The organism is Leucobacter japonicus (assembly GCF_001273855.1).
GTDB classification, from domain to species: Bacteria; Actinomycetota; Actinomycetes; order Actinomycetales; family Microbacteriaceae; genus Leucobacter; species Leucobacter japonicus.
In genome coordinates this window covers 111,076-125,624 of the sequence record NZ_JHBX01000105.1, presented here as the reverse complement: position 1 = coordinate 125,624, position 14,549 = coordinate 111,076, and the positions used below count along the sequence as shown (strand labels likewise).

Annotated in this window: 12 protein-coding genes; 3 read left to right on the top strand and 9 right to left on the bottom strand. The window is 66.5% G+C overall.

Going from position 1 to position 14,549, the window contains the following annotated elements:
- Nucleotides 1-30 precede the first annotated feature (30 nt).
- Nucleotides 31-1,362: a mannose-6-phosphate isomerase, class I gene (manA, locus tag AMS67_RS07590; protein WP_053386850.1), complete on the bottom strand. Its 1,332-nt coding sequence runs from the start codon at nucleotides 1,360-1,362 to the stop codon at nucleotides 31-33.
- 71 nt (nucleotides 1,363-1,433) lie between these two features.
- Here manA and AMS67_RS07585 point away from each other — a divergent pair, with 71 nt between their 5' ends.
- A complete protein-coding gene (locus AMS67_RS07585) occupies nucleotides 1,434-2,837 on the top strand; it encodes an O-antigen ligase family protein (RefSeq protein WP_053386849.1) in 1,404 nt (467 codons plus the stop codon).
- Entirely contained in the window at nucleotides 2,834-3,199 is a 366-nt protein-coding gene (locus AMS67_RS07580) for a hypothetical protein (RefSeq protein ID WP_053386848.1), read from the top strand. Before AMS67_RS07585 ends, AMS67_RS07580 begins: the two co-directional genes overlap by 4 nt.
- Nucleotides 3,200-3,236: 37 nt before the next feature.
- Here AMS67_RS07580 and deoC read toward each other — a convergent pair whose 3' ends face one another.
- From deoC to AMS67_RS07545, 7 genes are all read right to left on the bottom strand, one after another.
- A complete protein-coding gene (gene deoC, locus AMS67_RS07575; protein WP_053386847.1) occupies nucleotides 3,237-3,914 on the bottom strand; it encodes a deoxyribose-phosphate aldolase in 678 nt (225 codons plus the stop codon).
- Nucleotides 3,915-3,936: 22 nt separating this feature from the next.
- Nucleotides 3,937-4,953 carry an ABC transporter permease gene (locus AMS67_RS07570; RefSeq protein WP_053386846.1) on the bottom strand — a complete coding sequence of 339 codons (1,017 nt, stop codon included), beginning with the start codon at nucleotides 4,951-4,953 and terminating at the stop codon, nucleotides 3,937-3,939.
- A complete protein-coding gene (locus AMS67_RS07565) occupies nucleotides 4,950-6,479 on the bottom strand; it encodes a sugar ABC transporter ATP-binding protein (RefSeq protein WP_206541751.1) in 1,530 nt (509 codons plus the stop codon). Before AMS67_RS07565 ends, AMS67_RS07570 begins: the two co-directional genes overlap by 4 nt.
- On the bottom strand, nucleotides 6,476-7,423 hold the full coding sequence (locus AMS67_RS07560) for a sugar-binding transcriptional regulator (RefSeq protein ID WP_053386845.1): 948 nt from the start codon (nucleotides 7,421-7,423) through the stop codon (nucleotides 6,476-6,478). Before AMS67_RS07560 ends, AMS67_RS07565 begins: the two co-directional genes overlap by 4 nt.
- Nucleotides 7,420-8,946 carry an FGGY-family carbohydrate kinase gene (locus AMS67_RS07555; RefSeq protein ID WP_053386844.1) on the bottom strand — a complete coding sequence of 509 codons (1,527 nt, stop codon included), beginning with the start codon at nucleotides 8,944-8,946 and terminating at the stop codon, nucleotides 7,420-7,422. The genes AMS67_RS07560 and AMS67_RS07555 overlap by 4 nt, the downstream gene beginning before the upstream one ends.
- A gap of 22 nt (nucleotides 8,947-8,968) precedes the next feature.
- Entirely contained in the window at nucleotides 8,969-10,012 is a 1,044-nt protein-coding gene (locus AMS67_RS07550) for a galactitol-1-phosphate 5-dehydrogenase (protein ID WP_053386843.1), read from the bottom strand.
- A gap of 82 nt (nucleotides 10,013-10,094) precedes the next feature.
- Complete coding sequence (locus AMS67_RS07545; RefSeq protein WP_241488019.1) at nucleotides 10,095-11,084, bottom strand: substrate-binding domain-containing protein; 990 nt, start codon at nucleotides 11,082-11,084, stop codon at nucleotides 10,095-10,097.
- Between the two features lie 256 nt (nucleotides 11,085-11,340).
- Between AMS67_RS07545 and AMS67_RS07540 the strand changes: the two genes are divergently transcribed.
- Complete coding sequence (locus AMS67_RS07540; RefSeq protein WP_053386842.1) at nucleotides 11,341-13,245, top strand: glycosyltransferase; 1,905 nt, start codon at nucleotides 11,341-11,343, stop codon at nucleotides 13,243-13,245.
- 93 nt (nucleotides 13,246-13,338) lie between these two features.
- On the opposite strand, the gene glf is transcribed toward AMS67_RS07540, so the two are convergent.
- Nucleotides 13,339-14,496 (bottom strand): UDP-galactopyranose mutase, encoded by a 1,158-nt coding sequence (gene glf, locus AMS67_RS07535; protein ID WP_053386841.1) that lies wholly within the window; start codon nucleotides 14,494-14,496, stop codon nucleotides 13,339-13,341.
- Between the last annotated feature and the right edge of the window lie 53 nt (nucleotides 14,497-14,549).

Below are 14,549 nucleotides of genomic sequence, written 5' to 3'. Positions count from 1 at the left end.
ATCAGTGTACTCGCCTGCGCCGCGCCGAGCTCACACGTCGGCGCGCTGCTGTTCCAGACGGTCGGTGACTTCCGCGCCCACGCTGGCGAGAAACACCTCGCCGGCGCCACTCAGACGAATGACCCCGCCCGCAGAAATAAACAGCGATTGCCCGCGCCGCACATTCGCCACCTCGCGAGCCTGCGCATCATCACGCTCCACGAGCACTCGACCGCGCGTTGCAATCAGCACGGTCGGATGAGTGATGTCGATTTCGACTTCGGCGGCAGCGTCATCCTCGAGAGGGATTCCGAGTGTTTCGACGTCTTCACGAGCACAGACGCGGGCGCGCAGCAGCCGGAAGTCTTCGATCTGCGGCTGCCATTCCTGCAGGCCACGAGACACGCTCGAACCGGAGAACTTGGGGTCGGGGAGTTCCGAGTAATCGACGATCCGGCGCAGCTCGTCGATGTCCACATGCTTCTTCGTGAGTCCGGCGCGCAACACATTGTCCGAGGCCGCCATCACTTCGACCGCGACGCCGCTCAAGTATGCGTGCAGATGCCCGGCGGCGAGGTAGATCGATTCTCCGGGTGCAAGCTCGACGACATTCAGCATCAGCGATACGAACACGCCCGGATCGCCCTGATGCTCGCGGACCAGAGCCGCCAGGGCATCGACGCGAGCGGTGTCGATGCCGCCGCAACGGGCCGTGTCTGTTTCGCCCGCATTCTGCGTTTCGAGCAGCTCGCGCGCGAACCAATCCAGCGCAGGAACGAGGGTCGTCTGACCCGAGAAAACCCAAGCGAGGAATTGCTGTCTTGCGTGCTCCTCGTCGACGCCAGTGACAGAGGCCAGCGCGTGCTGGAACACCTCTGCCGCGGGAGCGTCACCGGATGCGGCCGCGGCATCATGGAGTCGAGAAATGTCCGAGCGAGCCGCCTCGAGGTTCCGAAACCCGCTGAGCGCCGTCACGGTGCTCAGCGCGACGAGCAATTCGGGCTTGTGATTCGCGTCACCGTAGTTCCGGTGCGGTGCATCCACGGGCACCCCTGCCGCTTCTTCCGCGGCGAAGCCTGCCTCGGCTTGAGCCTTATTCGGGTGCACCTGCAATGACAGCGGCGCGCCGATCGCGAGCACTTTGAGGAGGAACGGGAGTGGCCCACCGTTTACCCCATAGCGCTCGGGGTCACGGCGTACCAGATCGATGACGGTCTGTTCCGTGGGAGTCGCTTTCGCGACCTGCGACGGGTTCCCCGGGTGCGATCCCAGCCAGAGTTCGGCCTGCGGCTCCCCAGTCGGCTCGACTCCCAGCATCTCGGGCAACGCGTCCGTCGACCCCCACGCATAGGCGCGCGGGGTGTTCTCGATGAAGATCAGCACGTCTTTCCTCCGCTGCCCGCAGGCGTCCGCTGCACATGGTCCCCCGTGAAGCATGAACTACCATACCGACTATGTCGGAGAGCAAGACGAGACTCGGAGTGAGCGCGTACGCGATCTGCGTGTTCATCCTCACTTTGGGCGCCAACGGCCTGCGCAATTTGGTCGGGTGGCCCGGTTTTCTGGGGCTCGCTGCCGCGCTCGTGGTCTGGGGCGTCATCATCTTTGTGCGCGAGCGCCCGGATCGGTTCCGCTGGTACCGGCTGCCCGCTCCGCTTTACTGGTTCCTCGGCCTCGCGATCCTGTCCATCGCCTGGTCGCAATACCGCGTCGAGAGCGTGCTCGGCGTGCTTGCCCAGTTGGCGACCACGCTCCTCGCCGTGGTGATCGCCTTCGTGCTCTCCTGGCACGAAGTGCTGCGCACGCTCGGCACGGCATTGCGCTATCTGTTGGGGTTGTCGCTCGTCTTCGAGCTCTTCGTCGCGGTGATCGTGCGCGAGCCGTTGCTGCAGAACTTCATTCCCATCCCTGACGGTCGCATCCCGAAGCTGCTCTATTGGAGCCGCGACCTGCTGTTCGCCGGTGGGCCGATCCAGGGTCTCGTTGCGAGCTCGGTGCTGCTCGGCTTCCTCGCGCTGCTCGGCGTCATCATCTTCGGCATTCAACTGCGCGCGGGGCTCGTGCGCCCCGTGTGGGGCTGGTTCTGGGTGGCGGTGTCGTTCGGCACCATTCTGCTCACCCGGGCTGCTACGGTGTGGGTCGCGCTCGCCGCGGTGATTGTTGCTCTCGCGCTGGCCCTGTGGGCCCGTCGCCTCGGTCCGGAGCGACGCGTACCGCTCTACGCGACTGGCGGCGTGCTGCTCGCCGCCGCGATCGGGGCAGCGCTGTTCGCCCGCGACTTCGTATTCGGCCTGCTCGGCAAGAGCGGTGACCTCACCGGCCGGGTCGAGACCTGGCACAAAGTCATCGAATTGGCGGATCAGCGGCCCTGGTTCGGCTGGGGCTGGGTGAGCTACTGGGCGCCCTGGGCAGAGCCTTTCAAGTCGCTCGATGTCAAGGCCGGCATCTCGGTCATGAGTGCGCACAACGCCTGGCTCGACGTCTGGTTCCAGCTCGGTATCGTCGGGGTGCTCGCGTTCGCGCCGCTGATCGTGCTGACCACGTGGCGAGTGTGGTTCCGCGCCGTCGACCCGCCTCGTCGTGGCTACGGCCCGCCGCTGCCCTACGCGACGAGCGCGCTTTGGCCGTTCCTGCTCGTCGTCGCGCTGCTGGTGCAGTCGCTCACCGAGAGCCGACTGCTCATCGAGGGCAACTGGCTGCTGCTCGTGCTGCTCGCGGTCAAATCGCGTTTCGACTTCGCCCTGCCGTCGCTCGAGGCCGAGCCCACGCTCATCCCGTGGCGGCGCGTGCCCATCACGCACGACACGGGCGCGATCCGTGTGGCGCGTGAGACCGAAGCCTCGCGGGCCAGCCGATGAACACCCTCCACCTCACCACCGAGCGTCTGGTGCAGCTGCGCTCAGACGCGCGATTGGAGCGCCAGACGATTCTCGAGCACCGCGTGCGCGACGGCGAAGACCCCGCGGTCGCGTTTGCGGAGGTGCCCGAGGTCGACGATTTCGTGGTGCTGGCGCTCCGAGACGAGTTGCTCGAGGAGCGCGGGTTGCTGGCCGAGTTCGGCCTGGCGCGACTCGCGGCCCGTGCTGGGGGTAGCGACGCCGAGATCCATCGTCGCAATGCGGATCGCGTCGAGTTCGAGCTGCTGCGCGAGATCGCGGCGAGCGCGCCGCCGCTCACCGTGGCCGTGTGGCGCGCGGGCCAGGAACTGCGCGTTCACTGACCCGCGGCACCGCGGCTGCACCGAGACCGGCGAGTGTTTAGTAGCCGGCGTTTCCGGTGCCGCCGTCGAGCACGGTGCGGCTTGACGACAGGCCGAGACGCGACGCCCCGGCGCGCAGCATGGCCTCAGCATCGCCGCGGTTGCGGATGCCACCGGAGGCCTTGATGGCGACGCGATCCCCGACTGCAGCACGCATCACCTCGACCGCGTGTACGGTCGCGCCACCCGCCGGGTGAAAGCCCGTCGAGGTCTTCACGAAGTCGGCCCCTGCCGCCTCCGCGGCACCGCACACGGCGGTGATCGTGGCGTCGTCGAGCGCCGCCGATTCGATGATCACCTTGAGCACCGTGGGTGCGGGCACAGCCACGCGCACCGCTCGAATGTCGGCTTCGACGGCATCGATGCGCCCGTCGAGCGCGGCACCGAAATCGATCACCATATCGATCTCGTCGGCACCCTGCGTCACGGCGAGGGCCGCCTCCGCCGCCTTCACCGACGACTGGTGCTTGCCGCTCGGGAACCCGCACACCGCGGTGATCTTGAGCGAGCTGCCCTCGGGCAGCACGAGCGGCAGCTCGGATGGCGAGACGCACACGCTGTAGGTGCCGAGGGCGGCTGCTTCGGCGACCGCTTCCTCGACGTCGGCGCGACGCCCCTCGGGCTTGAGGAACGTATGGTCGATGGTGCGGGCGAGGTCGAGAGATGCGCTGTTCATGGGTGTTCTCCTCAGTGACGGGTCAGCGGGCGGCGGCCTGAGCGCGAGCGTCCAGGACCTTGTTCAAGATGAGTGCGAGTACGAGGATCAGGCCGGTGGCGATCATCTGCACGAACGATCCGATGCCCATGAGGTTGAAGAGGTTCTTCAACACCGAGAGCAGCAGCACCGCGACGAAGGTACCGCCCACGCTACCGCGCCCGCCGAAGAGGCTCGTGCCGCCGAGCACGACCGCCGCGATCGCGTCGAGTTCGGCCCCTTGGAAGGCGGTCGGCTGCCCGATCGTGAGTCGACTCGTGAGCAGCACGCCGGCCAGCGCCGCCGTCAGACCTGAGAACCCGAAGACCGCGGTCTTGACCCAGTTCACGGGAACGCCCGAGAGCCGCGCGGCTTCCTCATTGCTGCCGACCGCGTAGATGTACTCGCCGAAGGTCGTGTAGCGCAGGATGAGCGCCGTGCCGATCGTCACCGCGATGAAAATAAGCCCGGTGAGCGGCAGGATCCCCAGATAACCGCCGCCGATGATCGTGAAGGAGTCGGGCAGCCCCGAGCCAGCCGGTCGACCATCGGTCAGGGTGTAGGCCCACCCGCGCACCGCGGTGAGCCCGGCGAGCGTCACGATGAACGCCGGCAGCCTGATCCACGACGACACCGCCCCCATGAGCAGGCCGATACCGATGCCGGCGGCGAGCGAGACGATGACCGCGAACGCGATGGACATCTTGCCATCGAGCAGGATCGCGACCAGCATGCCGCTCAGCGCGGCAGTCGAGCCGACTGCCAGATCGATACCGCTCGTCAGAATGACCAGCGTCATGCCGATGGCGATGATGCCGGTGAGGCTCGACTGCTGCAGCAGGTTCGAGATGTTGCGCACCGTCAGGAAGTCGGGGCTGAGCAGCGCAGCAATCGCGCAGATCACCACGAAGACGATCAGGAGGTTGCCCTTGATGAGCCACCCGGAACTCCGCTGCTTCCAGGTCGGTCGGACGACGGCGTCCGTTTGCACCGGCTTCGGTGCGGTCTGCGTTGCGTTCATGATGCCTTTCCGCTGATAATCGCGTGACTGATCGTCTCTTCGGTGTCGACGATCGGATCGAATGCTCCGATGTTGCGCCCCTCGTGCAGCACGACGATGCGGTCCGCATTCGCCATGAGTTCGCCGAGCTCGCTCGATGCGACGAGCACCGCTGCGCCCTGGTCGGCGAGCGCGCGCACCTGCCGATACAGGTCCGCTTTCGCGCCGATGTCGAGGCCGCGGGTGGGCTCATCGAGCAGCAGCACGCGGGTGTCGCGTGCAAGCCACTTGGCCAGTACGACCTTCTGCTGATTGCCACCGGAGAGTAGGCCGACGGCCTGGTTGCCGTTGGCATGCTTCACCGCGAGATCGCGCAGGATCGGCGCCGTGCGGGCCGCCGACCGCTCTCGGGGCCGCAACCACCCCGTTCCTCGCAGAGCCGCGAGGCCCGCGTTGCGGGCGACGGAGAGTCCGAGCAGCAGCCCCTCGGTCTTGCGGCTCTCCGGCACCAGCCCGAAGCGGTGCCCGATCGCGTCTTTCACCGAACGGATCGACGCGGGCTTGCCGAGCACCCGAAGGCGTCTTGCGGCGGGCCGTGCACCGAATAGCGCGGAAAGCAGCGTTGTGCGTCCAGCGCCGCCGAGACCCGCGAGACCGACGATCTCGCCGGATCGCACCTCGATGCCACGAATATCGATCAGGCCGGGAATGGAAACCTCGTCGATGCCGAGTGCGACCTCATCGGAGAACTCCCGGCGTTCCCGGTGCTCGGTGAGCTCGGCCTTCTTGTCGCCGATCATGTCCGAGATCCAGCGCTCGGCATCGGTGTCTGCGACGGCGTACCTGGCCGCGCCCACCCCGTCGCGCAGCACGGTGATGCGCGTACCGATCGCCCGAATCTCGTCGAGTCGGTGAGAGATGTAAATGACCGCACGGCCTTCTTCAGTGAGTCGGCGGATGACGCGGAACACGTTTTCGACATCTGCCTCGCCGAGCGTCGCCGTGGGTTCGTCCATCACGATGATGCGCGCGTCCGTCGTGAGCGCCCGGGCGATCGCTGTGAGCTGCTGATCGGCGATCGAGAGATCCGCCACGCGCGCATCGGGCGAAAAGACTGCTCCCACACGCGAAAGGGCGTCGAGTGCCAAGCGGCGACGTTCACCGCGCTGCACGATGCCACCGCGCGACGGCGAGTGCCCGAGGAAGAGATTCTGCGCCACAGTGAGGTCGGGGAACAGGTCGAGCTCCTGATAGATGACGGCGATACCCGCGGCAATGCCATCGAGCGGGCGCTGCATCACGACGGGCGATCCCGCAATTTCGATGGTGCCCGCATCGGGAATGTAGGAGCCGGCCAGGATCTTCATCAAGGTCGACTTTCCCGCGCCGTTCTCACCGAGCAGGCAATGCACTTCTCCCCCGTGCACGTCGAGGTCGACAGAGGAGAGTGCGAGCGTGCCGGGAAACCCCTTGCGAATGCCGCGCATGCGCAAGAGCGGTGCCGCGGCGTCGTCGATGACGGCCTCGGCAGTGGAGGTGTTGATCACGATGTGTGCTCCTTCAACAGGTGAGTGGCGCAGTCCTCGTCGGTGACGAGTACCGAGCAGGTGCCGCTGCGCACAACCGCGCGGCAGACGGGCCACTTCGCCCGCCCCGAGATCACCGCGATCGCGGTGTCGGCCAACTGCAGATCGGCGATGGTCAGCCCGAGGGTGCGGGCGTTCAACGAGGGATCGACGATGTTGCCGTCGGCATCGATGTAGCGGCCGAGCACGTCGCCGACGGCGCCGAGTTCGGTCAGTCGGGTGAGGTCGGCGGCTTCGAGGTAGCCGCTGCTCACCAGCACCGAGTCGCCCCCAACGGCACCGGCACTGAACACGTAGGCCGACGCCTCGCGCGCGGCCTCGAGAATGCCGGCGACCGTGCGGTCGCCCTCGATCGCTTCGCGCGTCGACGCCTGCTCGAGAATTGCCGGGCTCGGCAGCAGCGTGACCGTGCCGCCGCCCTTCTGCGCGATGGTGGTGGCGGTCGACGAGGCCATACCCGCCTTGCGATTCACGGTGACGCCGCCGTTGATCTGGATCACCTCGATGCCCGATGCCCAGGCCTCCGGCAGGTCGGTGGCGATCTGCTGCAGCGTGCGCCCCCAACTGATGCCGAGGCTCCGCGGAACCGGGCGCATCGTCGCGAGAAATTCCGCCGCAGCCATGGTCGTGCGCTGGAACGACTCGCGCTCGTTTGCCGCCTGCGGCACCACGACGGCGTCGCGCAGGCCGAACGTGTCGCGCAGGGCCCGCTCGAGCGGCAGACGGCGAGCGCGCGGATGGATCACCTCGATCTGCACGTAGCCCCGCTCTTTGGCGTAGCTCAGCAGGCGGCCGACTTTCCACCGGTTGATCCCGAGGATCGCCGCGATCTCGGCCTGGTTCTTGTCATCCTGGTAATAGAGCTCGGCGGCCCGCACCGCCAGCGTGTCGTCATCGGTCTTCACGCCCCCACCTCCACGCGTTGGCCGCGCGCCGCGGCGGAATCGGCGAGCCGGTGGCTGATCTCGGTCAGCGCCGAGGTCGCCTCCAGATACGCGGCGTACCCGTCGTCGAGCGCCGCGGTGGCGCTATCGTCGGGTTCGATCGTCCTGCATTCGGGGGCGAAGCGGCCGGCAACCGTCTCCAGCGACTCGCCCGAGATTGCGGAGACACCCAGCACGGCGAGGGCACGGGTGGTCAAGTTCTCACCGGCGACAAGCTTCACCGGGCGGCCGAGTGCGTCGGCGGTCGTGCGCAACCACAGCGGGTTGTGTCGGATCCCTCCGGTGAGGAATGTGTCGGCAGTGTTCACGCCGACCTGCTCGAACGATTCGAGCACCTGACGCGTGCCGTAGGCAACGGACTCGACGGTCGCCCGGTAGAGCTCTTCCGGCGTCGTGCCCAGGGTCAGGCCGAGCACCGCGCCCCGCAGTTTGGGGTCGCGGAGCGGGGTGCGGTTGCCCATGAAGTGATCGAGCACGATCAAGCCGTGCTGACCCGCCGGCACGTCAGACGCGCGTGCGACGAGCTCGCCGATGCGTTCGCGCCCGACGCCGAGCACGCGCTCGGACAGCCATGACAGCGCCGCCCCGGCCGAGATCTGCCCGCCCTCGATCAGCCATCGACCCTCGCGCAGCGCGCCGGGATATGGGCCCCAGATCGTCGGAGAGAAGACCGGATCGTCGAGTTCTGCGATGAACGCGTTCGACGTTCCCGCGACGATCGCCACGGGGTTCGCGCTGCGCCCCCACAGCGAGACCAGCGTGAGATGCGCGTCGATGCCGCCGGTCACGACCGCGGCGCCGGGCGCGATGCCGAGTTCACCCGCCGCGCGCGCACTGACCTCGCCCGCGATCGCGCCGACTGGCAAGATGCGCTGCGGCAACTTTTCCGAGAGCCCGGCAACTCCGAGCTCGCGGTACAGATCCTCGGGCAGCCCGTCGCCGCGGTGGTCGTAGTTCCACTTGCAGGTGGCATTCATGCGCGAACCGACCCAGTCGCCCGTGAGTTTGAAAGTCAAGTAGTCGACCGACTCGGCGATGCGGTGCGCCGCCGCGTAGATCTCGGGTTCGTGCTGCGCGATCCACATCGCCTTCGGCACAAGCCACTCCGCGCTATCCGACCCTCCGGCAAACTGCAGGGCCGGGTGATCGATCTGCGCGGTACGCGCCGCTTCTGGTGCGGCACGCCCGTCCATCCAGAGCAGTGCGGGCCGCAGCGGCTCACCGTCGGCGCCCACCACGACCACCGACGACGCCGTGGTAGCGACGCTGACCGCCGCGACGCTCACGGCGCCGGCTGCGGCGAGCGCCGAACGCGACGCCTGCACGGCCGCCGCCCACCAGTCGGTCGGATGCTGCTCCGCCCACCCCGGGGCCGGGAAGTGCGTGGGGTACGACGCCGATGCGTCGGCAAGCCGCGCGCCCGTTTCATCGAAGACTCCGGCGCGAGCGCCCTCGGTGCCGATATCGATCGCGAGTACGAACATGTTGTCTGCCTCCTGCTGCGCTTCAGCCCTGGTTCGGCATGAAGAGCACCTTCGAACTGAAGATGGAGCGCTCACCGAGCTGCCGCATGGTTTCGGGAAGCGCTTCGAGCCCGAGCTCGTGAGTGATCATAAACTCCCACTTCAATGAACCGTCGGCGAAGGCTCGCGCCGATTCCACCCATTCGCGGCCGGGGAACGGTGCGGAGAACGAGTTCCAGCTGCCGTGCAGCGATGCCTCACGGCGCAGGAAGTGACTGAAGGTGCTCTTCGCGAGTTCGACCGGCGTGTGGGGGATCCCGATGAACACCGCCTCACCGTGTCGCGCGGTGAGTTGGGTCGCCAGCGCGACCGTCTGCGCAGCACCGGCCGACTCGATGACGACGTCGAATCCCAGGCCCGCCTGCTCGAGGGCCTCAGCGTCGTTGTTGGCCGTCATCGTGGCGCCGGCTTCACGAGCCATCGCCGCCTTCTCCGGGCTCAGGTCGACGGCGAGCACCTCGGTGGCGCCGAGCAGGCGAGCCCACTGAATCGCGAAGAGGCCGATCGGCCCGGCACCGGTCACTGCGACACGGCTTCCAGCACCGAGCTTCGTGCGGTAAATGGCGTGAAGCGCGATGGCTGACGGGTCCATCATTGCGGCTGCTCGGGGGTCAACCCCCTCGGGCATCGGGAATGCGTTTGCGGCGTTCACTGCGACGTACTGGGCGTAGGCGCCCTCCTGCCGGCTTCCGAAGTATCCGTAGTCCTCGCAAAGGCTGAAGTGCCCCGCCAGGCAGCTGTCGCAGGTGTAGCAAGGAATGAGCGGGGGCACCGTGACCAGCTGCCCGACCGCGAGGCCCTCGACCGCGTCGCCGACCTCGACGATCGTGCCCGAGAACTCGTGACCGCAGATGATGGGGGTGTAGTAGGCGCCGGCAAAATTCATGCGCGGAATGTCGGATCCGCAGACGCCGCAGGCCTCGACCCGCAGCAGCACGTCACCCTCGGTGATCTCGGGGACCGGCACCTGCTCAACGCGGATATCGCCGGGCTCGTGCATGACCGCAGCGGTCATCGTTCGCGTCATGTTCTCTTCTCCTCCAGGGGCAGCAAATCTGTGCGGTGCAGCGATCGGGGCCTGCCCGCCCCGATCGCTGCGTCGCCGGGGCCTACTTGGACTCGGCGAACAAGGTGTCGCCGACGTAGTCGGCAGCGTTCTTCGCGGTCACGAGCTCGGTGCCCGCGTCGATCTCGGCCTCGACGTCGTCGCCGGCGGCGGCCGAGAGCGCCGTTTCGGCGGCCGTGCGTCCGAGCGCGATCGGGTCGTTCAGCGAGGTCGCAACGTACTGCTTGCCATCGGCGATCGCCGTGACCGCTTCCATGAGGCCGTCGACCCCTGCGACGAGTACGTCTTCTCGGCCGCTCTCGCGAAGCACCTGAAGCGCACCGAGCGCCATGTCATCGTTGTGCGCGTAGACGACCTTCACATCGGGGTTCGCCTGCAGCAGATCCTGCATCGCGGTGACCGCATTCGCGCGGATGTACTCGGCATACGGGCCGGCCACGATCTGCACGGCGTCGTTGCCCTCGAAGGCGCGGTGGAATCCTTCGGAGCGATCCATCGCCACCGTTCCGCCGGCGTCGCCCTGGATCTCGATGATCTTGCCACCGGCGTCGCCGAGCGCGTCGCTCACGGCTTCGCCCACAAGCTCGCCCATGGCGACGTTGTCGCGGCCCACATGAGCCGCGGCGCCTTCGGCCGAGCGGTCGACCGTGACCACGGGAATGCCTGCGGCCTTCGCCGAGGCGATGCTCGGCGCGATGCCCTGCGGATCGACCGGATTGATGAGGAGCACGTCGACCCCACGGGTGATGAGGTCTTCGATGTCGTTGTTCTGCTTCGTGACATCGCCGTTGGCATCGACGTATTCGAGCGATGCACCGCTGCTCTCAGCGGCGTTCTTCACGCCCTCGCCGAGTTCGACGTAGAACGGCGACTGCTGCGTCGCCTGGCTGAAGCCGATCGAGAGCTCGTCACTCGACGAACCCGCCTCGTTCCCGCTGCCGCCTCCCGGGGTGGTCGAAACCGAGCAGCCCGACAGCATGAGTGCCGCCGCAGCGAAGCCCGCCACGAGCAGACCTGTTTTCCGAAGTTTCACCTGAGCCTCCTTGATCAGTAACTGGTGTCCCTCGGGAAGCGTAGGTGCGGTTACGAGCGTGTTACAACTTATGAGCACCGCTTTGCTCACATGAGCAGAAAGTGTGTTTGTAAGTGCTCGTACGAGCAGTCGGAGATGGTCCCTCACTCACTCCAGCGACTCTCGGCTCCAGCGGCGCCCCAGTGTCGACACCAGTGCGCGCCGGTAGACTGACCCGGTACTCCGACCGCCGCACGCCGAGAGAGGCTCGTTCCCGATGCCGACCATTCTGCAGAACGTTGTGTTCCCCGTTGCCAAGGACCCCGACGTCCTGCCGCTCTACGCCGACGCCGAGACGTGGACGACCGTGCGAAGCAAGCCGGTGCGCCTCAGCGAGAACGCGCACATCGACAACGTGCTCTCGCGCGAGAGCACTCGAGTACGGTCGGGCAATCGCGTCTCGTTCGCCAGCTACTTCAATGCGTTCCCGGCGTCGTACTGGCAGCGGTGGACGGTCGTCGACCAGGTGCAGCTCGAGCTGCGCACCACCGGCCCGGGCACCATCATCGTCTACCGCTCGAACGCATCTGGCGTGCAGCAGCGCGTCGACTCCCGCAGCGTGACCGGCGAAGCCACGTCGACATTCGATTTGTCGCTGCGTTCATTCAGCGACGGCGGCTGGTACTGGTTCGACCTCATCGCCAGCACGGAGGATTTGGTGCTCGACGGCGGCAGCTGGTCGACGGAGGCCGAAGCCGTGGAGACCGGCAAGCTGAGCCTCGGCATGACGACGTACAACAAGCCCGACTACTGCGTCGGCACCCTGCGCAACATCTCCGAGAACCCGGAGCTGCTCGAGGGCATCGATCGCATCTTCCTCGTCGATCAGGGCACGCAGAAGGTGCGCGACGAGCAGGGGTACGACGACGTCGCGGCTGCGTTGGGCGAAAAACTGCAGGTCATTGAGCAGGGCAACCTCGGCGGCTCGGGCGGCTTCGCTCGTTCGATGGCCGAGACGCTGGAGCGCGAAGACACCGACTTCCTCCTGCTGCTCGACGACGACGTCGAGTTCGAGACCGAGAGCGCCCTCCGCGCCCTCCAGTTCGGCCGGTTCAGCCGCACCCCGGTCATCGTCGGCGGGCACATGTTCGACCTGCTCGACAAGCCCGTGCTGCACGCGTGGTCGGAGGTCGTGCGTCCCGGCCCGTTCATGTGGGGCCCGTCGTTCGAAGAGCAGTTCCGCCACGACTTCCGCAAGCGCAACCTGCGACAGACGAAGTGGATGCATGCGCGCCTCGACGCCGATTACAACGGCTGGTGGATGTGCATGATCCCGAAGAAGATCATCGCGGAGATCGGGCTCTCCCTCCCCGTCTTCATCAAGTGGGACGACGCTGAGTATGGGCTTCGTGCGCGCGACGCCGGGTACCGCACGGTATCGCTGCCGGGCGTCGCACTCTGGCATATCTCGTGGCTCGACAAAGACGACTCGCAAGACTGGCAGGCCTATTTCCACACGCGCAACCGCATCATCGCTGGGCTGTTGCACTCCGACCAGCAGGGCGGTGGCAAGCTCTTGCAGAACAGCGGCCGCCAAGACATCAAGAAGCTGCTCAACATGCAGTACTACGCGACGCAACTCGCCGTCGATGGCATGCGTTCGGTGCTGCGCGGGCCGGAGGGGCTCCACGACGACCTCTCCAGGGTGATGCCCGACGCCCGCGCCCGAGCCGCAGAGTTCCCCGAGACGAAGGTGTACCGACCGGGCGACCCCGAAACGCCGCACGCCCGCGGCGGGCGCGCATTGCCACTCCTCGAGAAGCCGAAGGACTACCCGACCGGAGTGCGCCTCGCGGCCTTCACCGCACGCATGCTGCCGAAGCATTGGCGTCGCACGGTCAACGAAGCCGACGCGCAGACCCCGGAACTCGAGTACGCGAAGGCCGACGCGCTGTGGTGGCGCATCCCGTATCACTCCAGCGTGATCGTCGGCGCCGCCGACGGCAGCGGCAAGATGTGGTACCGGCACGACCGCGCGAAGTTCCGCCGTCTCCTCAAGGAGTCGCGCGCGCTCACCCGCGAGATCGGAAAGAACTGGGATCGGCTGGCAGCGGAATACCGCGCCGCTCTTCCGCAGATCACCTCGGTCGACGAGTGGAAGCGCACGTTCGAGGGGCGCTGACCCCGGGTCTTTCGAAACGCTCGGCCACACCATGCAGATGGCCCCGGTTCTCCAGTCGGAGAACCGGGGCCATCTGCATGGTCGCAGCGAACTCTACGAACGGGACGAATCGGCCAAGAGCGATTCGAGCTTGTTGCTGTACATCGACAGCGCGGAACCGATCGCCATGTGCATATCGAGGTACTGATACGTGCCGAGACGACCGCCGAAAAGCACCCGGTCTTCGCCCTCGGTCAATCCGCGGTAAGCCAACAGGCGCTCACGGTCTTCGGGAGTATTGACTGGGTAGTAAGGCTCGTCTTCGCGGGTAGCGAAGCGCGAGAACTCGCGCATGATGACGGTCTTGTCGTTCGGGTATTCGCGCTCAGGGTGGAAGTGGCGGAACTCGTGAATGCGCGTGTAGGGCACGTCTGAGCCCGCGTAGTTCATGACGCTGGTGCCTTGGAAGTCGCCGGTGGGAAGCACCTCTTGCTCGAAATCGAGCGTGCGCCAGGCGAGCTCGCCCTCTGCATAATCGAAGTAACGGTCGACCGGGCCGGTGTAGACGACGGGCACGGTGCCGACAACGGCGTTCTTGTTGAGCGGCTGGCTCTCGTCGAAGAAGTCGGTGTTGAGGCGCACCTCGATATTCGGGTGATCAGCCATGCGTTCGAGCCACGCGGTGTAGCCGTCGGTCGGCAGCCCCTCATGCGTGTCGTTGAAGTACCGGTTGTCGTACGTGTAGCGCACGGGTAGGCGGCTGATGATCTCGGCGGGCAACTCCGTCGTGGGCGTCTGCCACTGCTTCGCCGTGTAATCGCGAATGAACGCTTCGTACAGCGGGCGCCCGATCAACGAGATGCCCTTCTCCTCGAGGTTCTGCGCCGACTTCGTGTCGAACTCGCCGGCCTGCTCGGCGATCAGATCGCGCGCCTCTTGCGGGCCGTGTGCGGCACGGAAGAACTGGTTGATGGTGCCGAGGTTGATGGGCAGCGGGTACACCTCGCCCTTGAAGTTCGAATACACCTTGTGCACGTAGTTCGTGAACGTGGTGAACCGGTTCACGTACTCCCACACGGTCTCGTTCGACGTGTGGAAGAGGTGCGCCCCGTAGCGGTGCACTTCAATGCCCGTTTCGGGCTCGGCCTCGGAATAGGCGTTGCCGCCGATGTGCGAACGGCGATCGATCACGACGACGCGCTTACCCGCTGATGCGGCGCGCTCGGCAATGGTCAGCCCGAAGAAACCTGACCCGACGACAAGAAGATCCATGCATTCAAGCTTACCGAGTCACTTGGATTCCCCTGCACGTCGACTCGCATGGC

Excerpts from the sequence above, each read along its gene's own strand:
- AMS67_RS07585 (WP_053386849.1), top strand. The coding sequence starts at position 1,434 with ATGTCGGAGAGCAAGACGAGACTCGGAGTGAGCGCGTACGCGATCTGC.
- AMS67_RS07580 (WP_053386848.1), top strand. The coding sequence starts at position 2,834 with ATGAACACCCTCCACCTCACCACCGAGCGTCTGGTGCAGCTGCGCTCA.
- deoC (WP_053386847.1), bottom strand. The coding sequence starts at position 3,914 with ATGAACAGCGCATCTCTCGACCTCGCCCGCACCATCGACCATACGTTC.
- AMS67_RS07570 (WP_053386846.1), bottom strand. The coding sequence starts at position 4,953 with ATGAACGCAACGCAGACCGCACCGAAGCCGGTGCAAACGGACGCCGTC.
- AMS67_RS07555 (WP_053386844.1), bottom strand. The coding sequence starts at position 8,946 with ATGTTCGTACTCGCGATCGATATCGGCACCGAGGGCGCTCGCGCCGGA.
- AMS67_RS07550 (WP_053386843.1), bottom strand. The coding sequence starts at position 10,012 with ATGACGCGAACGATGACCGCTGCGGTCATGCACGAGCCCGGCGATATC.
- AMS67_RS07540 (WP_053386842.1), top strand. The coding sequence starts at position 11,341 with ATGCCGACCATTCTGCAGAACGTTGTGTTCCCCGTTGCCAAGGACCCC.
- glf (WP_053386841.1), bottom strand. The coding sequence starts at position 14,496 with ATGGATCTTCTTGTCGTCGGGTCAGGTTTCTTCGGGCTGACCATTGCC.